This window comes from Bacillus sp. FSL K6-3154 (assembly GCF_040869395.1).
In the GTDB taxonomy this organism is placed as follows: Bacteria; Bacillota; Bacilli; order Bacillales; family Bacillaceae; genus Bacillus; species Bacillus safensis.
The window spans coordinates 2,758,315-2,784,004 of the sequence record NZ_CP152033.1; the positions used below are offsets into that span (position 1 = coordinate 2,758,315).

At 42.0% G+C, this 25,690-nt stretch carries 23 protein-coding genes; 13 read left to right on the top strand and 10 right to left on the bottom strand.

What is annotated here, in order from left to right:
- The first annotated feature begins 8 nt into the window (after nucleotides 1-8).
- Complete coding sequence (locus MHH61_RS14165) at nucleotides 9-419, top strand: DoxX family protein (RefSeq protein ID WP_024425497.1); 411 nt, start codon at nucleotides 9-11, stop codon at nucleotides 417-419.
- A 195-nt stretch (nucleotides 420-614) separates the two neighbouring features.
- Here the strand turns inward: MHH61_RS14165 and MHH61_RS14170 are convergent, their stop codons facing one another.
- Nucleotides 615-1,061: a ferritin-like domain-containing protein gene (locus MHH61_RS14170; RefSeq protein ID WP_024425498.1), complete on the bottom strand. Its 447-nt coding sequence runs from the start codon at nucleotides 1,059-1,061 to the stop codon at nucleotides 615-617.
- A gap of 152 nt (nucleotides 1,062-1,213) precedes the next feature.
- On the opposite strand from MHH61_RS14170, the gene addB reads away from it, so the two are divergent.
- The 5 genes from addB to MHH61_RS14195 are packed head-to-tail and all read left to right on the top strand — an operon-like array spanning nucleotide 1,214 to nucleotide 13,319.
- On the top strand, nucleotides 1,214-4,723 hold the full coding sequence (gene addB / locus MHH61_RS14175; RefSeq protein ID WP_125586547.1) for a helicase-exonuclease AddAB subunit AddB: 3,510 nt from the start codon (nucleotides 1,214-1,216) through the stop codon (nucleotides 4,721-4,723).
- Entirely contained in the window at nucleotides 4,701-8,405 is a 3,705-nt protein-coding gene (gene addA, locus MHH61_RS14180) for a helicase-exonuclease AddAB subunit AddA (RefSeq protein WP_125586545.1), read from the top strand. The genes addB and addA overlap by 23 nt, the downstream gene beginning before the upstream one ends.
- 26 nt (nucleotides 8,406-8,431) lie before the next feature.
- A complete protein-coding gene (gene sbcD, locus MHH61_RS14185; RefSeq protein WP_024426531.1) occupies nucleotides 8,432-9,607 on the top strand; it encodes an exonuclease subunit SbcD in 1,176 nt (391 codons plus the stop codon).
- On the top strand, nucleotides 9,604-12,999 hold the full coding sequence (locus tag MHH61_RS14190; RefSeq protein ID WP_125586543.1) for an AAA family ATPase: 3,396 nt from the start codon (nucleotides 9,604-9,606) through the stop codon (nucleotides 12,997-12,999). Before sbcD ends, MHH61_RS14190 begins: the two co-directional genes overlap by 4 nt.
- A 20-nt stretch (nucleotides 13,000-13,019) precedes the next feature.
- Nucleotides 13,020-13,319: a hypothetical protein gene (locus MHH61_RS14195; RefSeq protein ID WP_024425503.1), complete on the top strand. Its 300-nt coding sequence runs from the start codon at nucleotides 13,020-13,022 to the stop codon at nucleotides 13,317-13,319.
- 47 nt (nucleotides 13,320-13,366) lie between these two features.
- On the opposite strand, the gene MHH61_RS14200 is transcribed toward MHH61_RS14195, so the two are convergent.
- From MHH61_RS14200 to MHH61_RS14235, 8 genes are all read right to left on the bottom strand, one after another.
- Nucleotides 13,367-13,585, bottom strand: coding sequence for a spore germination protein (locus MHH61_RS14200; protein WP_003211468.1), 219 nt, complete (start codon nucleotides 13,583-13,585; stop codon nucleotides 13,367-13,369).
- 22 nt (nucleotides 13,586-13,607) lie between these two features.
- On the bottom strand, nucleotides 13,608-14,039 hold the full coding sequence (locus MHH61_RS14205; RefSeq protein WP_024425504.1) for a spore germination protein GerPE: 432 nt from the start codon (nucleotides 14,037-14,039) through the stop codon (nucleotides 13,608-13,610).
- Nucleotides 14,039-14,215 carry a germination protein GerPD gene (locus tag MHH61_RS14210; protein WP_003210893.1) on the bottom strand — a complete coding sequence of 59 codons (177 nt, stop codon included), beginning with the start codon at nucleotides 14,213-14,215 and terminating at the stop codon, nucleotides 14,039-14,041. Before MHH61_RS14210 ends, MHH61_RS14205 begins: the two co-directional genes overlap by 1 nt.
- Entirely contained in the window at nucleotides 14,212-14,826 is a 615-nt protein-coding gene (locus MHH61_RS14215; RefSeq protein WP_024425505.1) for a spore germination protein GerPC, read from the bottom strand. The genes MHH61_RS14210 and MHH61_RS14215 overlap by 4 nt, the downstream gene beginning before the upstream one ends.
- Nucleotides 14,827-14,856: 30 nt before the next feature.
- Nucleotides 14,857-15,090 (bottom strand): spore germination protein GerPB, encoded by a 234-nt coding sequence (locus MHH61_RS14220; RefSeq protein WP_003210877.1) that lies wholly within the window; start codon nucleotides 15,088-15,090, stop codon nucleotides 14,857-14,859.
- Nucleotides 15,091-15,104: 14 nt separating this feature from the next.
- On the bottom strand, nucleotides 15,105-15,326 hold the full coding sequence (locus tag MHH61_RS14225; RefSeq protein ID WP_024425506.1) for a spore germination protein: 222 nt from the start codon (nucleotides 15,324-15,326) through the stop codon (nucleotides 15,105-15,107).
- A 125-nt stretch (nucleotides 15,327-15,451) separates the two neighbouring features.
- Nucleotides 15,452-15,613, bottom strand: coding sequence for an aspartyl-phosphate phosphatase Spo0E family protein (locus MHH61_RS14230; RefSeq protein WP_029707539.1), 162 nt, complete (start codon nucleotides 15,611-15,613; stop codon nucleotides 15,452-15,454).
- 122 nt (nucleotides 15,614-15,735) lie between these two features.
- Entirely contained in the window at nucleotides 15,736-16,830 is a 1,095-nt protein-coding gene (locus tag MHH61_RS14235; RefSeq protein WP_125586541.1) for a CotH kinase family protein, read from the bottom strand.
- 513 nt (nucleotides 16,831-17,343) lie between these two features.
- Here MHH61_RS14235 and MHH61_RS14240 point away from each other — a divergent pair.
- The 3 genes from MHH61_RS14240 (at nucleotide 17,344) to MHH61_RS14250 (ending at nucleotide 19,147) form a co-directional block, all read left to right on the top strand.
- Entirely contained in the window at nucleotides 17,344-17,739 is a 396-nt protein-coding gene (locus tag MHH61_RS14240) for a hypothetical protein (protein ID WP_169510685.1), read from the top strand.
- A 41-nt stretch (nucleotides 17,740-17,780) separates the two neighbouring features.
- Nucleotides 17,781-18,686, top strand: a complete 906-nt coding sequence (locus MHH61_RS14245) for a fumarylacetoacetate hydrolase family protein (RefSeq protein WP_024426525.1) — start codon at nucleotides 17,781-17,783, stop codon at nucleotides 18,684-18,686.
- Nucleotides 18,687-18,778: 92 nt separating this feature from the next.
- Entirely contained in the window at nucleotides 18,779-19,147 is a 369-nt protein-coding gene (locus tag MHH61_RS14250; RefSeq protein WP_024426524.1) for a YisL family protein, read from the top strand.
- Nucleotides 19,148-19,185: 38 nt separating this feature from the next.
- Here MHH61_RS14250 and MHH61_RS14255 read toward each other — a convergent pair whose 3' ends face one another.
- Nucleotides 19,186-19,713 carry a DUF2777 family protein gene (locus MHH61_RS14255; RefSeq protein ID WP_125586537.1) on the bottom strand — a complete coding sequence of 176 codons (528 nt, stop codon included), beginning with the start codon at nucleotides 19,711-19,713 and terminating at the stop codon, nucleotides 19,186-19,188.
- Between the two features lie 154 nt (nucleotides 19,714-19,867).
- Here MHH61_RS14255 and asnB point away from each other — a divergent pair, with 154 nt between their 5' ends.
- From asnB to MHH61_RS14275, 4 genes are all read left to right on the top strand, one after another.
- On the top strand, nucleotides 19,868-21,709 hold the full coding sequence (gene asnB / locus MHH61_RS14260) for an asparagine synthase (glutamine-hydrolyzing) (RefSeq protein ID WP_125586535.1): 1,842 nt from the start codon (nucleotides 19,868-19,870) through the stop codon (nucleotides 21,707-21,709).
- A gap of 147 nt (nucleotides 21,710-21,856) precedes the next feature.
- Nucleotides 21,857-23,374 (top strand): NAD(P)/FAD-dependent oxidoreductase, encoded by a 1,518-nt coding sequence (locus MHH61_RS14265; protein WP_125586533.1) that lies wholly within the window; start codon nucleotides 21,857-21,859, stop codon nucleotides 23,372-23,374.
- Nucleotides 23,371-24,846 (top strand): NAD(P)/FAD-dependent oxidoreductase, encoded by a 1,476-nt coding sequence (locus MHH61_RS14270; protein WP_125586531.1) that lies wholly within the window; start codon nucleotides 23,371-23,373, stop codon nucleotides 24,844-24,846. The genes MHH61_RS14265 and MHH61_RS14270 overlap by 4 nt, the downstream gene beginning before the upstream one ends.
- Nucleotides 24,839-25,678, top strand: coding sequence for a phytoene/squalene synthase family protein (locus MHH61_RS14275; protein WP_125586529.1), 840 nt, complete (start codon nucleotides 24,839-24,841; stop codon nucleotides 25,676-25,678). Before MHH61_RS14270 ends, MHH61_RS14275 begins: the two co-directional genes overlap by 8 nt.
- The last annotated feature ends 12 nt before the right edge of the window (nucleotides 25,679-25,690 follow it).

The window sequence follows — 25,690 nt, forward strand, 5'->3', positions numbered from 1 at the left end:
ATCACTATATGAAAACAAATCAAGAAATAGGAACACTTTTCGTACGTGTTATTTTAGGTATCATCTTCTTTCTACACGGACTTCAGGCATATCAAGGAGGTCTGGGAGGAACAGCGGCATTCTTTGGACAAATCGGTATACCGGAATTTATGGCCTATATTGTGAAGACAATTGAACTGGTCGGTGGTATCGCCTTGATTTTAGGTCTAGGAACACGTATTTTCGCAGCCTTATTTGTACCCATTATGGCTGTGGCGATTATGACGGTTGGTTTTTCTAAAGGATTTGTGGGCGGTTATGAATTTGAACTATCGCTGCTTGTCATGGCGCTTTATTTAACACTTAGCGGCAGTAAGATGCTGTCCATTGATGGGATGCTAAAACATCAGCAGCAAAGCAATGAAGCAAAATTTCATTAAGCGATCATGAAAAAAACTCCTTCTGCTATTTGTGGCAAAGGAGTTTTTTTTATCAAATTGTCGTTTTCATGTTTGAAAAAGTGAAAGAGATGAGAGGTTTGCTGAGAATCCTTCCTTTATTTTATAGATTGAATGAATAAAAAGACAATTTCATTTTTTGACGGAACATACGATCTCCTATTAAAATAGGACTATCTAAGACACATGGTGCGTTAAAAGATATAAAAACCATACAGCATGCTGCTGTTCATCTTGAGCGATACGTTTCATCAGCTCTTTTGTTCCTTGATCCCGGACATAATCTGATATCGTTAAGTAAAAATCGACCGTTCTTTGTTCATCTTTAAATGCGAAAAGAAGCCCTTCTCTAAATTGATCTGGACAAGGTTCTGTTATGCTTGGTTTGTGGTTTTTACCTGTTAAAGAATAATATAGCTTTGAAAATAGTTGATAGTGTCTGACTTCATCCTGGCGTATTTCTTGAATGATTTTTTTTGCCTCAGGAGTTTTTGCTCTTTGGGCAAGTTTTTCGTAGCATTGGATCGCAGAATATTCACCATTGATTGCTTTTTCAAGATCTGAAATGATTCTTGTGTTTTGGCGCATGTCATATGGCGAGTAGTCATAATAACTGTAATACATGATATTGCCAGCCTCCTTTGAGTTCATGATGGTTTATGATATGAGAAGAGTAAGGAAAGGTGCCTATATCTTTTTAGGAAGGAGAAGGGGAAAATAGCTATTTATTTTTATTTTCGCTAGAATATGAGTACATAAGAAAGGTGTTGTGGAGCGTGGAGATTCAGTTTTTAGCAGGCAGATCGGGGAGTGGGAAAACGACTGCAATCTTAGAGGAAATCAAAGAACAGCTTCGGCTTGATCCGTTGGGTCCGCCAATCATTTTTTTAGTCCCGGATCAAATGACATTCTTAATGGAATACGAGCTTGCAAAAACGTCTGAAGCTGGCGGGATGATCAGGGCCAAAGTATTTAGTTTCACGCGTCTTGCTTGGTCTATTTTACAGCAGACTTGCGGAGCGAACCGGCAATTTGTGACAAGCACAGGAATTCAAATGCTTTTAAGAAAAGTGATTGAAGAGGAGAAAGAAAAGTTTAAGGTATTCAAAAAAGCGAGTGATAAGCCAGGGTTTGTGGAGCAAATCGAAAAGACGATGGCTGAGTTCAAGAGATACTGCATGCTGCCGGAGGATATTGAAAAAATTTCATTATCGAGCATGCATTCAGAGTATACAGAAGAAAGACGGGCAGCTGAGAAATTGCATGATCTGCATGTTCTTTATCAGCAGATGGAGCAGCATTTACAAGATGAATATGTACACTCAGAAGACTATTTGACGCTTCTCACGCAGCAAATTCCTTTATCTGAAGAAATAAAAGGAGCACACATTTATATAGATGGTTTTTATCAATTTACACCACAGCAGCTCCTCGTCATTGAACAGCTTCTGTTGCATGCTGAGAAAATAACGGCTGCTTTCACAGTGGATCGTTCCTATCATGATAAGCAGCCAAATGAACTTGATTTATTTCGTATGACAGGTAAAACGTATTTCCAGCTCTATCAGCTTGCAAGAGAGTGCGGAGCGGCCATTTCTGAGCACATTTTGGAGGGAAATAACCGTCATCTTCATACGCCAGATCTTGCTTATTTAGAACGCCAATATGAGCAGAGACCGGTGCAGCCATATCAGGAAGTAACCCCTCATCTCACAGTATCTAAAAGTGCAAGTAAACGAGCTGAAATTGAGGGAGCAGCGAGAGAAATTCTTCATTTAGTGAGAGAAGAAGGACTTAGACTGCGAGATATTTCGATTGTAGCGCGGCATGTAGACGACTATAAAGATACGTTAAAAGAGGTTTTTCGAGATTACGATATTCCATTTTTTATTGATGGAAATGAATCGATGCAGTATCATCCGCTCATTGAATTGATTCGTTCGAGCTTGGATGTCATAAAAGGAAACTGGCGGTATGAGGCCGTGTTTCGCTGCGTGAAGACAGAGTTCTTATTTCCGCTCGAACTTGCCAAAAACAAAGCGAGAGAACAGGCAGATCAGCTTGAAAACTACTGTATTGCTTATGGTGTAAAAGGAGAACGCTGGACAAACGGCTCCCGTTTCCATTACAGACGATTCCAATCCTTAGATGAGGATTTTGGACAAACAGATCAAGAAATTGAAATGGAACAGATGCTGAATGATGTAAAGGAATGGATCGCACCTCCGCTTTTCCAGTTGCAAAAAAGGCTGAAAAAAGCACAAAAGGTCAAAGACATGGTGGAGGCAGTCTATGTCTTTTTAGAGGAAATACAAGTGCCAGAAAAACTTGAAAAGGCGAGGCTGGAGGCTGAGGAAGCAGGTAGATTAGCTGAAGCCATGCAGCATGGACAAGTATGGGATGCTGTAATTCAATTAATGGATGAATTTGTTGAAATGCTCGGTGAGGAGGAGCTCTCATTTCCTTTATTTCAACAGATGATGGATACAGGACTGGCCTCTCTAAAATTCGCTTTAATTCCGCCTTCACTCGACCAAGTATTTATCGGAAGTATGGATTTATCGAGAATGTATCAAGTGAAGTGCATGTTTATCATTGGGGTAAATGATGGCGTTATTCCCGCACGCCCTTCTGACGAAAGTGTTTTGTCTGAGGATGACCGGGAATGGTTAAAGCGAGCAGGAGCAGAGCTTGCAGAGACAGGAAAGGAACGGCTGCTAGATGAGCAATTTTTAATTTACCAAGCGCTTTCGAGTCCATCCCATCATTTGTATCTGTCTTATTCGGTGTCAGATGAAGAGGGGCGCTCTCTATTGCCTTCGACTCTTATCAAGTATTGTCAGGAGCTTATGCCGAATCATCAGCATGCTTTGTATGTGTTAGACCCGGAACAGCTGGATGACGAGGAGCAATTAAAATTTGTAGCGAATGAGCATGTCTCGTTATCTTATACCGTCTCGCAGCTGCAGCAATGGCTCAATCAATATCCCATCAGTGGTGTATGGTGGAGTGTCTATAATTATTTGATGACGTCATCTCATCGGGATGTTTCAAAAAATATCTTGTCGAGTTTGTTTTTTACAAATCGAGCGAAGCACTTAAAACCAAACGTCACAAAAGAACTTTACGGTGATCACATTCAAGGCAGTGTTTCAAGAATGGAGAAATTCAATGCGTGTGCGTTTTCTCACTTTGCTTCCCACGGGTTAAAACTAAAAGACCGGCAATTTTATAAACTGGAAGCACCTGATATCGGCCAGCTGTTTCACTCAGCTTTAAAGCATATTTCAGATACGCTTGTTGAACAAAAAAAGGATTGGAAAAACCTAACGAAGGAAGACTGTGTCACTTATTCAAGACATGCAATCGAACAGCTTGCTCCGCGTCTTCAAAAGGAAATTCTATTAAGCTCTAATCGGCATGCTTATATTAAAGAAAAGCTCCAGAAAATCTTGATTCGAGTCTCTTCTATTTTAAGTGAGCATGCAAAAGTGAGTGGATTTTCTCCCGTTGGGCTTGAGTTAGGCTTTGGCGGTCAAGGACCTTTGCCGCCGTTTACTTTTCAATTGAAAAATGGCTGCACGATGGAGCTTGTCGGAAGAATTGACCGGGTGGATAAAGCAGAAGGCTCAAAAGGGCTGCTGTTGAGAATCGTCGACTACAAATCGAGTGAGAAAGGTCTTGATCTAGCAGAAGTATACTATGGGCTGGCCCTGCAAATGCTCACTTACTTAGACCTGACCATTACGTATTCGAAGGAATGGCTCGGCGTAGAAGCAACACCAGCTGGCATTTTATATTTCCATATTCATGATCCGCTCATTCAAGCACCGATTCCGCTTGCAGAGGATGAAATTGAGCAGGAAATATTCAAGAAGTTTAAAATGAAAGGTCTATTGCTTGAAGATGTAGAAGCGGTAAAGCTAATGGATCAAACGCTTGAATCAGGAAGATCACAAGTCATTCAAGCCGGTTTGAAAAAGGATGGGTCTTTCCGTTCTGACTCTGCTGTTTTAAGTGAAGATCATTTTCATATACTCACACAGCATGTTCGGCGCACGTTTGAAGAGGTAGGCGAAAGAATTACAAATGGCGAGGTAGCCATTAATCCATATAAATTAAAGGATCAAACACCATGCCGCTTTTGTTCATTTAAGTCTATTTGCCAATTTGATGAATCGATAGAGGACAATGAATTTAGAGTGCTTTCATCTGAAAAGGATGATGTCGTGATAGACCGGATTAAAAAAGAAGGGGATCAGTATGCAAATACCAAAACCGAATAACAGTACTTGGACGGATGACCAGTGGGAAGCCATCGTTTCAGAAGGACAAGATATCCTTGTTGCGGCGGCGGCAGGGTCAGGTAAAACAGCTGTTTTGGTTGAACGGCTGATTCGAAAAATGACCCGTCCAGAAGATCCAGTTGATGTGGATCGTCTGCTCGTTGTGACTTTCACAAATGCATCTGCGGCAGAGATGAAGCATCGGATCACAGAAGCACTTGAAAAGGAATTAGTCAAAAACCCCGGGTCCCTTCATATGAGAAGACAGCTGTCACTCATGAATCGTGCCAATATTTCTACCCTGCACTCCTTTTGCTTGCAGGTTCTGCGCACCTTTTACTATGAGATTGACCTAGATCCAGGCTTTCGTTTGGCTGATCAAACAGAGGGAGAATTATTAGGAGATGAAGTGTTAGATGAACTGTTTGAGGATGAATATAAGGCTGGAAAGCCAGCGTTCTTTGAACTGGTTGATCGTTACACTTCTGACCGGCATGATTTAGATTTGCAATGGCTTGTGAAGAGAATTTATGAGTTTTCCAGATCTCACCCTTCACCTGACCAATGGATGAGGGCATTCCTTTCTCTTTATGATGTAGATGCTCAAACAAAAGTAGAACAATTACCGTTTTACCCATATATCAAAGAGGATCTTTCTCTCGTTTTTCGAAGCTGTCTAGAACTGCTCGAACGAGCTCTCGCTCTATCAAAAGAACCGGGCGGCCCAGCACCGAGAGCGGAAAATTTTATAGATGATTTAGAGCAAGTCAATGAATTAATCAGGCATCAAGATGATTTTGAGAAGCTTTACGAGCTTTTGCCAAACATCAATTTTAAAAGGCTCAAAACATGTAAAGGGGACGAATATGACCCTGTGCTGTTAGAAAAAGCCACAGATGCACGCAATCAAGCAAAAAAACAATTAGAAAAGCTCAAAGATGAATACTTTATGCGAAGTCCCGCTCAGCATCTGAAAAGCTTAGCTGAAATGAAGCCAGTGGTCGAAACACTTGTGGAGCTTGTCATCCAATTTGGACAGCGATTCGAAAGAGCGAAGCAAGAAAAATCAATCGTGGACTTTTCGGATTTAGAGCATTATTGCTTACGCATTTTAGCGGAGCAGGACGCGGAAGGAAATTTGATCGAAACAGAAGCGGCCAAATACTATCAACAGCAGTTTGAAGAAGTGCTCGTTGATGAATATCAAGATACAAACCTTGTACAGGAAACGATTTTAAAGCTTGTATCTAAAGGGGAACATGCTGCAGAGGGCAACCTGTTTATGGTTGGTGATGTAAAGCAGTCCATTTATCGTTTTAGACTGGCTGAACCCATGCTCTTTTTAAACAAATATAAACAATTTAAACCAGATGGCAAAGAAACAGGGAAGAGAATTGATTTAAATAAAAACTTCCGCAGCCGTTCAGATGTGTTAGACAGTACGAACTTTTTGTTCAAACAGCTGATGGGGGAAACAGTTGGAGAAATTGAATATGATGAACAAGCTGAATTAAAGCTTGGAGCGAGTTATCCAGAAAGTAAAGATACAACGACAGAAATGCTCCTTGTTCATTTAGATCAACAAGAAGCAGAAAGTGACGAAGAGCGAGAAGAACTAGAGACCGTACAGCTTGAAGCGAGAGTCATTGCTAAAAAAATAAGAGAATTGGTAGAGCAGCCATTTCAAGTGTACGATGCAAAACAGCAATTGACCCGTAACTTGCAGTATCGGGACATTGTGATTTTGCTTCGCTCCATGCCGTGGGCCCCGCAAATGATGGAGGAATTGAAGAAACAGGGAATCCCTGTGTATGCGAATCTTTCCTCTGGTTATTTTGAAGCAACAGAGGTGTCTGTCATTCTTTCTCTATTAAAAGTCATCGATAATCCATATCAGGATATCCCTCTTGCAGCTGTATTAAGATCACCAATTGTTCATTTAGACGAAAATGAAATGGCACTGATCCGTACGAGTGATAAGAAAGGCACTTATTATGATGCTGTGAAGGCATTTATGAGTGTGACTCATTCAGATCACCCTACATGCAAAAAACTAGAACGATTTTTCAGGTTGCTGCGCAAGTGGCGTGATTTCTCCATGAATCATTCAGTAGCGGAATTGATTTGGGAAGTATACCGCGATACGCAGTATCTAGATTACGTTGGCGGGATGCCTGGAGGTAAACAGAGACAGGCGAACCTCCGTGCTCTTTATGATCGAGCGAAGCAGTATGAAAAAGCGGCCTTTAGAGGGCTGTTCCGTTTTCTTCGCTTTATTGAAAGAATGCAGGAGCGTGGAGATGATCTTGGTGCGGCAAAAACGTTCAGTGAAACAGAGGACGTTGTTCGCATGATGACGATCCACAGCAGTAAAGGATTAGAATTTCCAATCGTCTTTACCGCAGGACTCGGCAGGAACTTTAATATGATGGACTTAAACCAGTCCTACTTGCTTGATAAAGAATTAGGATTTGGAAGCAAATATATTCATCCAGAGCTGAGAATTAGTTATGCAACATTACCGCTTGTGGCGATGAAAAAAAAGATGAGAAAAGAGCTATTATCTGAAGAGCTGAGAGTTCTATATGTGGCGCTCACAAGGGCTAAGGAAAAATTATTTCTGGTCGGTTCTGTCAAAAATCAGGTGAAAGCATTAAGCAAATGGCAAAATGCTGCAAACGGAGAGGACTGGCTGATCCCTGATTTTGAACGTTATCAATCGAAAACATACTTAGATTTTATTGGTCCTGCTCTTATCCGTCACCAAGCGATGTCATCTATTTTAGAAGAAACAGGTAATGTCGTTCTGTCGCATCCATCAGTATTCACAATCTCATTTACTCAAGCTTCTGATCTTCTAAAAGAAGATATGTCACTTGAAAAGAAGCAGCAAGATGAGGTGGTACAAGCATTGATGGACGGCTTACCTGTTGAAGGATATGGTGATGCTGATGAGAAAGTAGCAGAGAGACTTTCATGGAGATACCCGTATCTAGCGGCCTCACAAGTCGGGACAAAGCAGTCTGTTTCAGAGATAAAGAGAATGAAAGAAATACAGGATGAGTACAGTGTTCCTTCTTCTCTTAGAAGAGCTCATGCAACGTTGTATGACCGGCCGGCTTTCATGAAGAAAAAAGCACTCACTGCCGCAGAGCAAGGCACCGCAATGCATACAGTCATGCAGCATATTCCGCTTTCTTCTGACGAGCCCCTCGATGAAATCCATATACATCAGCTGCTCGATTCCTTACAGCAGCGAGACTTGCTAACAAATGAGCAAGTTCAGTCAATTGATCAAGAAGGAATTTCCGCTTTTTTCTCTACTTCTATTGGTCAAAAGCTGCTGAAAGCGGACTGGGTGAAACGAGAAATGTCATTTAGTATGGTGTTACCTGTTAAAGAGGTATACAGCCATATTGATGCAGAGGGGGAGCCTGTCCTAATTCAAGGGATGATTGACTGTTTATTTGAAACGGATGGAAAACTATATTTACTAGATTATAAAACAGATAGAGTGCAAGGCAGATATACAGGCGGTCTTGAAGCAGCTGTACCTATTTTGAAAAAGCGCTATGAAACTCAAATAGCGTTGTATGCACAAGCGGTGGAACGTTTAACAAACAGAACATTAGAGGAGAAAATTCTTTATTTCTTTGATGGGAATTTAGAAATTTCATTATAAATGTATCGGAATGAGAGGTGAATCACATGAGGATTTTGCATACGGCAGATTGGCATTTAGGAAAAACCCTTGAAGGCCGGAGCCGGCTTGATGAGCAAGCGCAGTTTTTAGATGAGCTGTATCAAATCGTAAAAGACGAACACATTGATGTCATTGTCATGGCTGGAGACGCCTTTGATACAGTGAATCCACCTGCTAGAGCAGAACAGCTTTTTTATGAAAGTCTATCCGCCTTATCTGATAAAGGAAAACGTCAGGTCGTGGTCATCTCAGGCAACCATGATAATCCGGATCGACTATCTGCCGCATCGCCTTTAACAAATGATCAGGGGATTCATTTAATTGGATATCCGACAAATGACATCATCCGCGTCGATGTTCCTTCTTCGAGTGAACGTTTATCCATTGCAGCACTCGCTTATCCGTCTGAAGCGAGACTTAACGAGGTGCTGGCTGAAACATTTGAAGAGAAATTGCTTCGTGATCATTACAATTTAAAAATACAGCAAGCGTTCCAACATTTAAGCGCTCAATTTCAAGCCGATACGGTCAATATCGCAACAAGCCATATTTATGTGGCAGGAGGAAGTCAAACAGATTCAGAAAGACCGATTGAAGTAGGCGGTGCATATACCGTTGCGGCTGAAAGTCTGCCAGAAGCAGCCTGCTATGTGGCCCTTGGTCATTTGCACCGCCCGCAAACCATCAAACGTGCCAAAACGACTGCTCGCTATTCCGGGTCACCTCTTGCTTACAGCTTTTCTGAATCAGGATATGCCAAATCAGTCACGATTGTAGAGGCAAAACCTAATGAAAAAGCAAGCTGGAAGGAAGTGTTGTTATCAAGCGGAAAACCACTTGTGAAATGGAAGGCAACTGAAGGATTGAGCCAAGTACACGAGTGGCTGGATGAAAAACGGGATCTTCAGGCATGGATTGATTTAGAGATTCATTTAACAGATCAGCTCTCCATAGAAGAGATTCATCAGCTCCGAAAGCAGCATAGCGGGTTTGTCCATATTAGACCGAAATTTAAAGAACTTCAGCAAATGGAAGAACAAAAACAAGCCGAAAAGCTCTCAATCGAAGAGCGGTTCGTGAAATTTTATGAGCGCCAGACAGGCGGCGGTCTTCCTGATGAAAAAACAGTCAAGCTGTTTTTGGAGCTCGCCAATGAAATGCAAGAGGAGGAAGCGACTTGAAGCCGATTACGCTAACCATTAAAGGACTTCATAGCTTCAGAGAAGAACAAACAATTGACTTTAGCTCATTATGTGATGCAGGTGTGTTTGGCATTTTTGGACCGACAGGAAGCGGAAAGTCGTCCATATTAGACGCCATGACCCTGGCGCTTTATGGAAAAGTGGAACGTGCGTTAAATAATACACATGGTATTTTGAACCAAGCGGAAGAGAAGCTGTCAGTTTCCTTTACGTTCGCTTTACAAAAGGAACACCACATTTCTTATAAAGTCGAACGTGCTTTCAAGCGGGCAGATGAAATGAAAGTCAGAACGACACTATGCCGTCTGATTGAAATTGGGGATACGCAGACAGTTCTTGCAGATAAAGCGAGTGAGGTCAATCGTAAAATAGAAGAATTACTCGGGTTAACCATTGATGATTTTACGCGTGCGGTTGTCTTGCCCCAAGGGAAGTTTGCAGAATTCCTTTCTTTAAAAGGAGCCGATAGACGACAAATGCTTCAGCGTTTGTTTAACCTAGAGAAGTATGGGGATCAGCTCGTTAAACGTTTGCGCGCAAAGGCGCAGAATCAGTATGGACAAAAAAATGAACTGCTTGCTGAGCTGAATGGCTTAGGAGATGCTGGCCCAGAGGCGCTCGCAAAGGCAAAGGAAGCGGCTGAGCAGGCAAAGGCTATTTTTCATGAGAAAAAACAAGCGCGGGATGAAGCGTTCACTGCTTTTACAAAGGCGCAAACAATTTGGCAGTATCAAAAGGAACGAGAAGCTTATGAGACGGAACTAAACCATCTGAATCAACTGGCACCATCAATGGAAGAGAAAAAGGCCAAGCTTCATATTGCTGAGCAGGCAGAGGCATTAAAGCCTTATGCGGATGCATTAACAAAGGCTGAAAATCAGCTTTCTCAAGCATTAAAAGAGAAGCGGGAAGCAGAAAATCAGCTGCTGCATCAACGAACGATCTATGATCAAATGACACAGAACTATGAGCAAGCAAGGCAAAAGAAAATAGAAACTGAGCCAGAACTTCTTCAAAAGAAAGAGCAGCTGCTTCAGCTAAAGGAAATTGAACGGAAAAAAGAGGCGGCTCTTCAGGAAAAGACGGCAATCGAACAGCGAAAAAACGATACAGCGCAGCAATTATTACAAAAGAAAGAAGAAGCAGACAATCTCCAATCTTTGTTAGAACGTGCACTGGCAAAACAAACACAGCTGAAGCGTGAGCTGGAGCAATTACAAGTCTCTGTAAAAGAACGGAAAAGTGTACAGGATGCTTTGCGTTTAAGCGAAAATATTCAAAGAATACACCAAAGCATACACAAGGAAGAACAAAAGATGGAGGAGCTCAAAAAGCGATCAACACAGACCGCAGCAGCATATGAAAAGCTTCAAAAACAGCAAAAAGACCATCATGAAAAAATAGACCAATCGTTTCAAGCGATTGAACAGCTTTATTTCTATGTATGTGAATTCGAACGGGCTTTTACAGAATGGAGTAAAAGAGAACAAAGTCAGAAGCTCGAAAAATTAAAACAGCGTGATGCTGTTAGGGCGGCAGAATTAAGAAAAGAATTAGCGGCAGAGCTTGTAGATGGTGAGCCATGTCCTGTTTGTGGATCGATTCATCATGACCCAAAAGCACTGGAAAACAATGACCATGAAGAAACAGTGGCACAAATCGATGAAGTGATTCAACGGATGGACACAGAGCTCAAGCAGGCAGAGGAATATACAAGAGACATGTATGCTGCCAAGCAGTTATTGGAAACGCACGCCAATCAATTAGTAAAGCAGTTTGCTTTTTTATCTCAGAAAGCTCCAGGTGCGGAAGTTGCAGCAGCAGTAGAAGCAGTGCAAAAGCCGGAGTCCTTGCAGAATCTCATGCAAGAATGGAAAGGCTTGAAACAAGATATTCAAGAAGTTGAACGTAAACGAGCTCGTTTAATGGATGAAACATATGATCAAGCAGCAGAGATAAGCAAGACGAAAGATCAAATGACATTTGATCAGCAGCGTATCGAAGAATTAGACGGGCTGATCAAGGAGCTTCAATCTGAGCTTGCAGAGCAAACGTCTCAATTTGAACAGACCTTCCCGCACTTTCCATTGCACCAAGTACAAGAGATGCAAAAGCAGATCGACGAAAAGGACCAGCAAGCGGAAGGCTATAAAGAGCGTATTGAGAAAAGTATTTCATTTTTGGAAGAAAAACAGCAGGCAAAAGAACAGCTGCAAACAGCCATATACGATGTAGAGAAGGAACTTGATAAACTAGCGCATCAGCTAGAAAGCCAGCAGCAGCTCATTCATCAATATGAAACAGATTTAGGGAGATATCCATTGAAAGCTGTCTCCATTTCTGATGAATTGATCGAGGTTGAACACACGCTTGCTCGTCTCAATGAAATGGAACAGCAATCGTACAAGCAATTACAGCAAGCGCAGGAGCTCTTTAGTGAAGCACAAAGTCATTTTTCAAGCTGTGAGCGTCAGCTTCAAGAGGCTGACCGGAGAAAACAAGAAGCTAGTGAAGCATGGACTAAAGAATCGGAGTCTTCTCCTTTTGATAAGCCTCAAGAGATTGAATCTGCTTTCATGAATCAATCAGTACGTCAAACTGTTAAACAAGAAATTGACGAATTTGAGGATAAAAGAAAGCAATGTGCCGCAAACTTAAAGCGAATTTCTGAACTGCTGAAAGATGAGTCACTAGATGAAAAGCAATGGACTGACATTCAACTGAGGAAAGAAGCGGCAGAAAAGGCATTGGAAGAAGCAACAGTGATGAGCGGCTCTGCATATGAACATCTGCGTGTAATGGAAGAAAATCACCAGCGATTTACAAGTATTCATGAACGTTTGGCGGAGCTGCAGCAAGAAATTGATCGGCTCGATAAGCTGCAAACCGTGTTTAAAGGAAATACATTTGTTGAGTTTTTAGCAGAAGAACAGCTGGAAAGTGTCAGTCGTGATGCATCTGCCCGTCTTGGTATTTTGACAAGACAAAGGTATGCGATTGAGGTTGATTCAGAAGGCGGTTTTGTCATGCGTGATGATGCGAATGGCGGTGTCAGACGTCCAGTGTCCAGCTTGTCCGGCGGGGAAACCTTCCTGACGTCGCTTGCGCTTGCGCTAGCTCTTTCAGCGCAGATTCAGCTGAGAGGTGAGTTCCCGCTGCAATTCTTTTTCCTTGATGAAGGCTTTGGTACCCTTGATCAAGACTTGCTTGATACAGTGATTACTGCATTAGAGAAATTACAGTCTCAAAACTTAGCTGTTGGCGTCATCAGCCATGTGGAAGAATTGAAAATGCGGCTGCCGAAAAAACTGATTGTCCATCCGGCAGATCCAAGCGGGAAAGGGACAACAGTCTCAATGGAATTAATGTAAATATTGAGGTGATGACACGGGTGGCAAAGCAAACAATTGGATTATGTGAAATGTGCGGAAGACAAGATGTCCTGCTTACAGAACATCACTTAACCCCAAGAGAAGAAGGCGGGGCTTTTTTACCGACTGCCTACCTATGCATCCCTTGTCATAAACAAGTACATGCCCTCTATACAAACCAGGAGCTTGCCGCACGTTTGAACACAATTGATGCGCTGAGGCAGGATGAAAAGCTTGCTTCGTACATCAAATGGATTCGGAAACAGCCGGCAAGCAAGCTGGTCAAAACAAAAAAATCGAGACAGCGCAGAAAGAAATAAGCATAAAAAAGCGCTCCTCTATTTGAAATGGATGTAGAGGAGCTGCTTTATGCATTGCCTACCATATTCTGATCATTTAAGTCAGGATCCACATAGTTGGTGGCGCTAATGCCATTATTTAATATCAAGAAATCTCCGGTATTCCCCGCTCCAGAGCCTAAAGCAGATTTTGACGAACTTTTAGGCGACAGGTAGAATGAGTCACCGACGTTTACGACGCCTCCAGAAATAGAGTTAATGTAAATGGGTCCGACAATTGCTGGCATAATCGACATCCTTTATTCGAAGTCATATCACCATCATATGCGCAGGTAGGTCCATTTGTGAGTTTTGCGGACTTTCATCATTGCTAAACAGCTCTCTAATATGCTTCACTCGCGCAACGCCATTCATTCTACAAGTAGAGCCGATTTGATAGACAGAGGACGATGATACCCCTTCTACATGGATTGAAGACACTTTAATCACAGGCTTTTCATGGTAAAATGCTGTTCTCACTGATCGCTCTGGCAGCATCAAAGGAATGGGCTCATAATACACTTCAAATTCTTTCGCATCTAAATTTTCTGCTTCATAGCCATAAAACAAACTAATGGTTCGTTGAACAGCTAATACCTTGACTTTCGGGCATAGCTCCTGAGTATCACCAATTTGAACCACACTCGAAATCCCGACAGAATTCACCTTTGAGAACTTCACTTGAGATGTGCGCTTGATCATTATCGAGGCGCCAGAGGAACAAACGGGCCAATAATCAGAGATTCTGGCGGTGTATCAAAAATCGAGGATAATTGTACATGGTCTGTGTCCCCGATGATAAATAGGGAAGAAGACGATACCCCGACTACTTTAATGCTTCCAGTCTCGATGTTGCGGTTGACAACTGTGAAATTCATCCGTTTTCCTCTCCTTTCGTTTCACTTGGAATATGGGCTAAAAAGTGCTCAATCGCCCGCTTTACATCATGCTTCACATATTCAGCAATTTGCTCTGAACGCTGCAGCGGTGTCATATCTTCCCGGTGTGGCAGCTGTCCCGCATAGTATTTGATCCTGCTGTCAATTTGCTTGCGAATATCCTCAATGATATGGTGTTTGTTGCTTTCATCGAGGGACCCTTCGTATCGCTGTTCTAGTTCTTCAAGAAGTTCTGGTGCTTCTTCATTTAAAAATGCATCGACAAGCTGCCGTGTTTGATTGAAAAATTGACCAGCCATTTCTTGCTGCATCATTCCAATTCCCGGGGTTGTTGTTTGGCCCACTTCAAAGTTTTGAACACTGTTTGGATCAGATGGATTGAGGCCGATATTCAGCGTTCCTTCCAGCCGTTCGATTTTCAGTTGATCAAATTGATAATCAATCCGTTCAATATTCGTTGTCGGTTTATCTTTGATCATTTGTATTTCCTGCTGAAGCTCGTTAAGCCTTTTTTCAAGCATCATGATTTGTTGCGAGTGTTTTTGAATGATGCCATATACTTGTGAAGCGTTGCTCTGATAATCATACATTTACATACACCTCCGGGGATTGCAGATGGCTTAAGTTGTTGGTGACTGAAGCGGTACAAAAGGTGCTGTGCTTGCGCCTTGAGATTCTTCAATTCCTTGTGTACCTGCTGCGGCAGGCGCTGCTTCTACATAGCTTCCCGTGTTATACAGGTTGGAAAGGGCCTTGATGGATCCAGCACTCCCAATTTGCAGAACAGAGGAGTTACTCACAGACTCTACACGTAAATAATTAATTTGTATCGCTTGATTAATATAGAAGTTCAACGGATCCTCACTCCTTACAAGTTACCAACAAGCGGTTGATCAATGACATCACTGTCGTACGTATTTGTCACACTTTTGTAGTTGCTAATTTGTAATTGATCACCTGTATTAAAACTGCCTGCGCCAGCAAACGTTTTAACCTGACTATTTGGAGAAATGGTGATGCAGTCTCCAACATGAACGACTCCGCTCGTTCCGACGGCATTTACTTTAAAGGCTCCCACAATAGCCGGCATAGCGGTGCACATCCTTTATAAAATTAGGGCACTTGTTTTGGGCGTTTCACCATAGCTTATGATGGGTCTTTTAATGTGTGATTGTCTTTTTGAAAGCTTTTGATGAGAGGAATTAGATGTATGGCTTACCCTTTTTTTGAGCAATCTTTAGAGGTGGATTTGATGCCTTTATTTAAGAGTGTGTCAAGCTCTTGACTGCACCTGATCGTTTCTTCGGCATTCATCCCGAATTTTTTCGCAGTCTCAATTAAATGTAATCTTTTTTGTTCAATTTCATAATTGATCATAACGGACGCCAACTCTCACATTTTTTATCAAATAGAAGGATATGGTTAGTATACCCTATTTTTCTATAAAAAAAGCTGTTTCGTCAATATGAGTAATAAAGTGACAAAATTCGAAAGTGTTCTTACGTACCAAATATCTCTTTTTTGATCTCAGTCTGTAAATAGCGTCGTCTTTTGTTGATATACTGCCGAATTAAGTCTCTTTCAGACTGCAAGATGTCTTTTCGATCTTTCGTATATGGATCATCTCCAATTCGATTCTCAATCGATTCATGCCATTTCTCGATGATTGGGCAGAGCCGGTCTTCTACAAAATGTGTATCGAGTACATGCTGGAAAAGTGTGTAATAGGCTCTTTTAAACGAAGGAATATCTAGTAATCTAGCAGTTAATGTATTAAATCCGTTTACTGGGATATAATCAAACGGCATTTCTTCTCCATGAATGTCACGACCCCATGTTGCATCATAATCCCAAGGAAGTACTTGAAACCTCCCTTGTTCATTTACATAAAGAGCGTAGTTATGGACAAAACCATCAAAGTTTTGTGTGCATACCACACCGATGAGCCAGCGGAAATATTGTGTCACATCTAGGTATTGTTCAATTTTTTCTGCAAAAGTGTCATCTTTCGCTGTGTTGAGAAAGTAAATAAATTCACTCAGCTGCTGATCATGTTGAGAAGTTCCCGTTTTTTTCTCGTATCCGAGAAGAAGGTGCTTTTTTGGTTTTTTATCAAAAGAACTCAAAAGGGAGAAGTTCGCGTCATCATCAACCGCATAATAAATGCCGCCTCCTGAAAGCTGCCGTTTTTGAAGAAAGAACTCATCGACGGATTCTATTTTCAAATAAATCCCTTCTTTTCTTCCATTTATGGTGAGAAACACATGAGAAGCAGCGGGGCTATGCACCCCCATCTGCTCAAAGAAATAAAAGGACAGCCTGTTTCGGATAAACGAAGGGTCATTGTACTCTGCATTTAAATGAAAGATCGATTCGCCTTGTCTTTGTTTCGGCTTTCGATATTCAATTTGATAGGACTTTTTCTTAAGCTTTCTAATGTGTGATCCGCGGTATGAAGCATAAATATGTGATTTGGTTTGGCCTGTTTTTAGAATAGCTTCAACAGGTTCATCGTTCCAAATGTCTCTTTTTAATTCAATCAGGTCCTTTGGATGAATCCACATATCAAGTTGTTTTAAAGGTTCTGTGTTCATACGTTCATCAGCCTCCTATATGCTCTTCTTTACAATATGAAAGTGAAGGAATGTCCTGTACCGGCTGGTAGGTATTCATGGAGTTTTAAAGGAAAGAGGCATTCGTCACGAACACTTGTCTACCGAGTCTCGTAACATAAAGCAGAGAAGATAAACAGCTTTGTCTGTTTGTTTTGTCGAAGCATAGACTGGGAGGGGAATTGTTCGTGAGTACATTTGATCATTCACACATTGAACATGCAGTGGCTTCACTTCGAAGTGAGGGACGTGATCATCACTTAGATCGTGAACCAGAATCGAGACGTTCGCACAAGTCAGCTCGTTCTCGTCATTCAAGTCGCGGTCATTGGTTCTTTGGCGGTGGTGGACACCGTAAATCACGCCGCAGTAAAAAAAGCTACAGAAGCTATCGTTCAAAGAAAAGTTATCGCTCTAAGAAAAGCTATCGTTCGAAGAAAAGCATGAAGAGCAAAAAGTCATGTAAAAGCAAAAAATCTTACAGAAGCAAAAAGAGTGAACCGAAAAAGTCACACCGCAGCAAATGCAGATCTCATCATAAGAAAAGCTGCCGCAAATCACACCGCAGTAAACGCAGATCTCATCATAAGAAAAGCTGCCGCAAGTCACATCGCAGCAAATATAGATCCCACAATAAGAAGAGCCGCAAATCTCGCCGCAGCCATCGATCTAAACGTTCTCATCACCATAAACGCAGCCGCTCTTGCCGAAGATGTGGAAAGAAAACGCATCGATCCCGAAATAGAGGAAATGTTGAGCGTAAATGGGATCAAGGGAATATGTGGGAATACCGCCGTTTCCGCTAGGCATTCAATCATCATTTTTGAAACCCTTTTTAAAAGAGAGTATGATAAAAAAGGGTTTTTTTTATTTCATAGAGAAATAAAATGAGACATCATAACTTAGCGAAATGAAGATTGTGAGGGGAAGACATGAAGTTTTTTACAGGTGAGATACATAGCAGCATGTTTATTGGGGTAGTCATTGATGATGAATGGGTAATGGACGTCAAAAAGGCAGAAGCCAAATTATTTGAGCTTGAGACACTGCCAAACTCTTTATCTGAGTGTATCAAAATGGGGGACAAGTTTGTTGAACATGTCGGGCAGCTTCTTGATTGGGCTGAGAAAAAAGAAGAAGACCGCGGTTCTTATGTATATCCGCTTTCGGACGTGAAACTCCATGCCCCGATTCCAAAGCCGTCTAAAAACATCATGTGTGTCGGAAAGAATTATCAAGATCATGTGATGGAGATGGGAAGTGCGGCGGATATTCCTAAAGACGTGATGATTTTTACAAAGGCACCTACTTCTGTCATTGGACACGAAGCGGACATTCTCCTTCATGAAGATGTGACAAATGAATTGGATTATGAAGGAGAGCTTGCCATCGTGATGGGCAAATCAGGGAAAAACATTGCTCCTGAAGAGGTCCAAGATTATCTATTCGGTTACACCATTTTAAATGATGTGACGGCAAGAGATTTGCAGAAAAAACATAAACAATTTTTCATTGGCAAAAGCTTAGATACAACCTGCCCGATAGGACCTTATATCGTTCATAAGTCAATGATCGAGGATCATGGTGCGCTCCATGTGGAAACAAAGGTAAACGGAGAGGTTCGTCAGTCTGCCAGTACGGAATTAATGATCTTCACTGTTGAGGACATTGTCTCCACTCTTTCAAAAGGGATGACATTAGAAGCGGGTGACATCATTGCAACAGGTACACCTTCTGGGGTAGGGAAGGGCTTTGAACCGCCTAAGTTTTTAGCTTCTGGAGATCGAATTGACATCACGATTGAACCGATTGGAACGCTGACAAATCACGTCAAATAAAGCGCGTGATGACACAGGATTGTCGCTTTGTGTTCGACTTATTTCGTGGTACGATGAGAAGGTACTTGTTCTGATAAAGGGGGAAATCACAAATGGGAACACATTTACATATCACAGCATGGGTGCTGGGGATTATTTTATTCTTCGTAGCCTTTGCTCTAGCAGGTAAAAATGACAAAGGCGCTAAAATTGTGCATATGATCGTTCGTTTATTCTACTTGATCATCATTGCAACAGGCGTAGAGCTGTATGTTCGCACAGGAATGAAAATTCCAGGTTACGGGGGCGAGTATATTGGAAAAATGATTCTTGGTATCCTCGTGATCGGTTTCATGGAAATGGTCCTAGTGCGCAAGAAAAAAGGAAAATCGGTGACTGGTGTGTTGATTGGTTTTATCGTATTTGCGATTGTGACCATTCTTCTCGGTTTACGTCTGCCGATCGGTTTCCATATCTTTTAATATAAAAAGGACATTGCTTATACGAAGCAGTGTCCTTTTTATGTGGCATCAAATTGTGAAACGATCCGTTGTCCGTCTGAAGTGGTCCATTCAAAACGAATGTGACTGGCGGCTGGCTCATGGTGACATTGAAGTGCAAGTGATTGCGTATCTGCCGAAAACTGAAAGAAAGAGACGCGCTGCAATGAATGAAAGGAAGAGAAAACACAATCATAGACGGAAAAACCAAGCTGCTCTATCTGGTCAAGGATGTGATCAAAAACGTTTTCCGGTACGAACATGAGAAGATCAAGCCAGCCTTTGGCAAGAGACGCCGTATATTGAATGTTTTCTCCTCCCTGTACTTCTATTAGCTGCCCGTTTTCATGAAGAATCATAGAACCGAGCAATTCCCCTTTTGTCCATTGGTCTTTTTCCTTCAAACAGATCATTGTGCTTTGAAGACTTTCTGGCAGCATGATCTCTCCTTCATCATCTTCAATCAGGCAATGCCCGTTTTCAATGAGCAAATACCCATTACACCATCTTCTGCTGCAGCGTTCAAGCTGCCTCATTCGATTCTCCATTTGCAAAAGCTCCTTTCCTCTTTCTTTTCTTACCAAATCAAGCTTGTCCTATACGCCGGGAAAAAAGGACAAATCAACTATCAAGGAGACGATGCATAAACTAAGAAAGGCTGAATGAGAACACTTGAGGAAAAACGGATGGGAGCTGATGATGATGTGTGGAATTACAGGCTGGGCAGACTTTAAAAAGCAGCTCATCCAACAGGATCATGTAATCAATCAAATGACAGATACATTATCTAAAAGAGGGCCAGATGATACAAATACATGGAAAAGTGAGCACGTTCTTTTCGGGCATAAAAGGTTAGCGGTGGTAGATGTAGAAGGCGGAAAGCAGCCGATGACATATACACATCAAAACCATGCTTATACGATTGTATACAATGGAGAGCTCTATAACACGGAGGATATAAGAAAAGAATTGTTAAAAAGGGGGCACCGCTTTCTTGGGCATTCTGATACAGAAGTTCTTCTTCATGCCTATACAGAATGGAAGGAAGAGTGTGTCTCTCATTTTAATGGCATTTTTGCATTTGTGATCTGGGATAGTGAGCGTGAATTGTTATTTGCAGGGAGAGACCGGCTAGGCGTCAAGCCATTTTTCTATACAGAACGTCATCATTCCTTCTTATTTGGTTCAGAAATCAAAGCACTTCTTGCTCACCCTGATATCAAAGCAAAAGTCGATCATGAAGGACTGTCGGAGATCTTTGGCTTAGGACCGTCAAGAACACCAGGTCAAGGCGTGTTTAAAGGGATAAAAGAGCTGAGACCTGCACATGCCTTGACCTTTTCAAAAGACGGCCTGCGCGTGTGGAGATACTGGAATGTCAAAAGCAAGGAGCATACTGACTCACTTGATGACACCGCACAGCACATTAAGCATCTCTTTACAGATGCCGTGACAAGACAGCTTGTCTCTGATGTGCCTGTATGTACATTTTTATCTGGCGGCGTCGATTCTAGTGCCATTACTGCCATTGCCGCTAAGCACTTTGAGAAAATAGGGAAAGCACCGCTTCATACGTATTCCATTGACTACGAAGAAAATGATCAATTCTTTGAAGCAAGTCAATTCCAGCCAAATGCTGACGGCCCATGGATTGATCAAATGACCAAAGCGTTTCAAACGAATCATCACAACTGTATCATCGGGCAAAAAGAGCTGGCTGCATATTTGAAGGAAGCGGTTGAGGTTCGAGATTTACCTGGGATGGCAGATATCGATTCTTCTTTACTTATATTCTGCCGAGAAATTAAAAAGGATTTCGTTGTTGGTTTATCAGGTGAGTGTGCTGATGAGATTTTTGGCGGCTATCCTTGGTTTCACATGGCAAATGAAACAAATAGTTTCCCTTGGATGAGATCGACAGAAGCAAGAACTCAGCTCCTGCAAGACTCGTGGCAAAAAAAGCTGTCACTTAAGGAATATGCGCAAAGCAAATATGAAGAAACGGTGGCTGAAACGCCTCTTTTAGATGGAGAAACTGGAGTCGATAAAGCCCGGAGAGAACTTTTTTACTTAAATATGATCTGGTTTATGACAACATTGCTTGACCGAAAAGATCGAATGAGTATGGGCGCTAGTCTTGAGGTACGGGTGCCATTTGCAGATCATCGCCTTGTCGAATATGTGTGGAATATTCCTTGGGAAATGAAAATGCATGGAAATCGTGAAAAAGGGGTTTTACGAAAAGCATTAGAGGGAATTTTACCGAATGAAGTGCTTTATCGAAAGAAGAGTCCTTACCCGAAAACACATCATCCAGCGTATACTCAGGCTGTGAAAGAGATGCTCACAGACTGCCTCGCGCAAAAAGACTCTGTACTTCACGAATTTTTAGATCCACATCAATTAAAGCAGCTGATTGAAACGGAAGGGGCTTCCTTTCATGTGCCATGGTATGGCCAGCTCATGAAGGGCCCGCAGTTGATTGCCCATCTAGCACAGATTCATCATTGGTTTGAAACGTATCGAATTGATATAGAAGCGTAATAAAGAGTCGGCTTTCTTGCACATGTTGAAAGGAAGCCGGCTTTTTTGATACATAACATGAGGCTTTTTGAGCACATCAAAAGTTGATGTAATCTTTTCAATTTGTATAATTAACTTAAAGTGAATTATTTTGGAGGAAAAAGGATAATGAAAATCATTGTGATTGGAGCGGGACCAGGGGGCCTTGCAGCAGCTATGATGCTTCAAAGCAAAGGACATGACGTTCATGTATACGAAAAGCAGCCCTTTATCGGCGGGCGTAACGCTAAGTTTCAGCTTGGTGATTTCACGTTTGATACAGGTCCTACCTTTCTCAGCATGATTCATATTGCAGAGGAGCTGTTCACCTTTGCTGGTAAAAATCTTTATGACTATATTGATGTGATTGAATTAAAAGAGATGTATAGATTAATATTTCAAGACAATCAGCTGGATATGATCCGGGATCGCGATGAAATGTACAAACGATTAGAAGCCTTTGCATCTGGTGAGGGCGAAGGGTATTTACGATTTATGAATGATACAAAGCGCAAAATGGATCGTCTGACACCAATTTTACAAAGTAAAATGGACCGCTTTCATCATTACCTTCGCCTGAAGGTGATCAAAGCACTTCCACAGCTTTCACTAAATAAAAGTTTGTATGATGTGCTGTCAAACTATTTTTCGAATGAATCAGTGAAATATGCTTTTACATTTCAATCAAAGTACTTAGGAATGTCGCCGTGGGAATGCCCTGGTGCGTTCTCGATCCTTTCGTTTATGGAACATGACACAGGTGTATTTCATCCGAAGGGCGGTGTCAATCAGCTGTCAGAAGCGATGGCAAAGGCGGCGCTTGAAGCTGGAGCGGAGATTCATCTGTCAGCAGGCGTTGAAAAGCTGCTCACGGAGGGAAGGAAAGTAAAAGGCATTCGTTTAGAATCTGGGGAAGAAATACAAGCGGATGAGGTTGTCGTCAATGGAGACTTTGCACATGTAATGACAAAGCTTGTCGAACCAGGACTCTTAAAGAAATACAGCGAGAAAAAATTAAAAAAGAAAAAATTCTCATGCTCTACCTTTATGCTTTATTTAGGACTGGATACCATGTATGATGAGCCGCATCATACCATCGTTTTTTCCGATGATTATGCTAGATTTGTCAAAGGCATTACGAAAACATATGAGCTGCCAGACGATCCGTCTATTTATATTCAAAATGCAAGTGTAACCGATGACTCACTTGCTCCAAAAGGAAAATCAGCTCTTTATGTGCTGGCTCCAGTTGCCAATAACCAAAGCGGTATTGACTGGGAAGCGCATCAAGATGAATTTAGAGAGCTTGTGCTGGATACATTGGAGCGGAAAACCGGCTTTCAAGATGTGAGACAGCATATAGAAGTCGAGCGGATGATCACACCGAAGCAATGGGAGGAAGACCTTTACGTATATGACGGAGCTACATTTAACCTCGGCCACCAGCTGACGCAGATGATGGTCCTAAGGCCGCACAATGAATTTGATGAATTAAAGAACTGCTGGCTTGTTGGAGGAGGAACACATCCAGGAAGTGGACTGCCAACCATTTTAGAATCAGCACGTATCACGACAAATGCCATTCTTAAAAAAGAGAAACATTCACACAAAACAATGCCGCATCAAGAAAAGGGGAGCGCCTCATGAAACAACATATATTGATTGCAGGAGGCGGTATTGGCGGAATGATCTCAGCGCTTTATTTAAAAAAAGCGGGACATGATGTCACCCTTGTCGAAAAAAATGAACGGCTTGGCGGGAGACTTGCTTTTGTACGTGAGAAAGGATATAAAGTAGATGAAGGTCCGACCATTGTCCTACTTCCTGACATGTTAAAAGGCATTTTACATGAGGTAGGAATTGACGAATCATCTCTTGATCTTGTGCAGCTTGATCCGCTGTATACCATTCAATATCAAGATGGAACCTCCTATACGAAATACTCTGATGCACTCCGTCAGTTAGATGAAATCAGACGTGTATTTCCAAAAGAAGATCAAGGGTTCCAGAGGTTTATGGAAGAAATGACGGACCGGTTTCAAGAAGGGCAGAAAGCCTTTCTAGAAAAATCATTTCACGAAAAACGTACATTTTTTACAAAAGCGAATATGAAGATTTTATTGAAATTAAAGGCGTATCGAACCGTACAAAGCGCTCTGAAAAAATATTTCTCTGACGAACGCCTGCGAGATGCATACGCACTTCAAACCCTCTATGTTGGGGGAAACCCGTATGAAGCATCGGCTATTTATTCGCTTGTGTCCTATAGTGAGCACGCACATGGAATCTACTATTTAAAAGGCGGCTATGCGAGTTTAGTAGATATATTGGAAGGGCAGCTTATCAACATGGGTGTGCATGTAAGAAAAAATGAAGAAGTCACCCAATTGGTGTTTGAGGGAAAACAGGCAGTCAAAGCAAAAGTAAATGATGAACATGTAGCTGCTGATGCATTTGTGATCAATGGAGATTATCCAGCTGCGTTAAAACAGTTTGGTTTAGACGAACAAGATCGCCGGAAATACGTGCCGTCCTCTGGTTGTGTGATGGTGTATCTCGGGTTAAACAAGATGTATCATGAAGCACCTGTTCATCAATTTTTTATGGGAGAACACTTTGATCAGCATATGAAAGAGGTTTTTCAAACGAAAACGATTCCTCAAGACCCGTCATTTTATACATTTAATCCATCGATCATTGATCCATCTCTTGCCCCAGAGGGCTGTAGTGTTCTATACATGCTCGTTCCCGTTCCTTCAGGAGATCATATCAACTGGGAAGAGGAGACAGATTTCGCCGAGAACATGGTGGATGTCCTTGAGAAAAGAGGCTTTCCGAGATTGCGAGAGTCGATTGTTTGGAAAAAGGTCAGAACACCAAATGATTCCTTGCGAGAAGGATTGTTTGAAGGCGGCAGCTTTGGACTTGCCCCTAATTTGTTTCAATCAGGTGTCTTCCGCCCGCAAGTGAAGGTCAGCGAGACAGATAATCTTTATGCGGCAGGTGCTTCCACCCATCCGGGCGGCGGGGTGCCAATCGTGATGCAAAGTGCGAAGCTCATGGCCTCTGTACTACTAAAAGATTTGAATGATAGAAAGGAAGTGAAGCTAAGTGGTTGATGTACAAACAGCATTAAAAGTGTGTGAGGAAACCATTCAAACCCATTCTAAAACGTTTTACCGGGCCTTTTCCATGCTGCCTAAAAAGAAAAGACAGGCCGTCTGGGCCGTATATTCCTTTTGCCGTAGAGCAGATGACATTGTAGATGAGTCCCCTTCGCCAAAAGAGGACCTTGCATCCTTTCGGGAGACGTTTGATCGATTTTTACATGGTGAGGTAGACCGGAATGATCCAATATGGGTGGCGCTAGAGCATACATTTCAAGAGTTTCGGATGGATGAAGCCCCGTTCCGTGACCTGCTCCAAGGACAAGAGATGGATATAGAGCAGCAGCGATACGAAACATTAGATGAACTGCTCATCTATTCCTATCATGTTGCTAGTACCGTTGGACTCATGCTCCTTCCCATTATTGCACCGCGTAAAAAAGAGCAGCTAAAAGAAGCAGCCATTTCGTTAGGGATTGCTATGCAGCTCACCAACATCCTTCGAGATATTGGGGAAGATCAGGCTGAAAGAGACCGCATTTATTTACCAAAGCAGGTGATGGATCAATTCGGGTACACAGAGCAAGAATTGCAGGAAGGGGTTGTGAATCAAGCCTTCCAGCACGTCTGGGAGTACATTGCCTTTGAGGCAGAGGCATACTACGAGGAGTTTTTTGACCATCTTCATGAATTCCCGCTGTATTCACGAATACCGGTGAAAGCAGCAGCTCACTTTTATAAAGCCATTTTAGATAAAACAAGAGAAAACGAATACCGCGTCTTTACAGAGCGAGCATTTATTTCAAAACAGGAAAAAGCACTTATTTTAGAAGATATTACGTAAAAAAGGACTGCA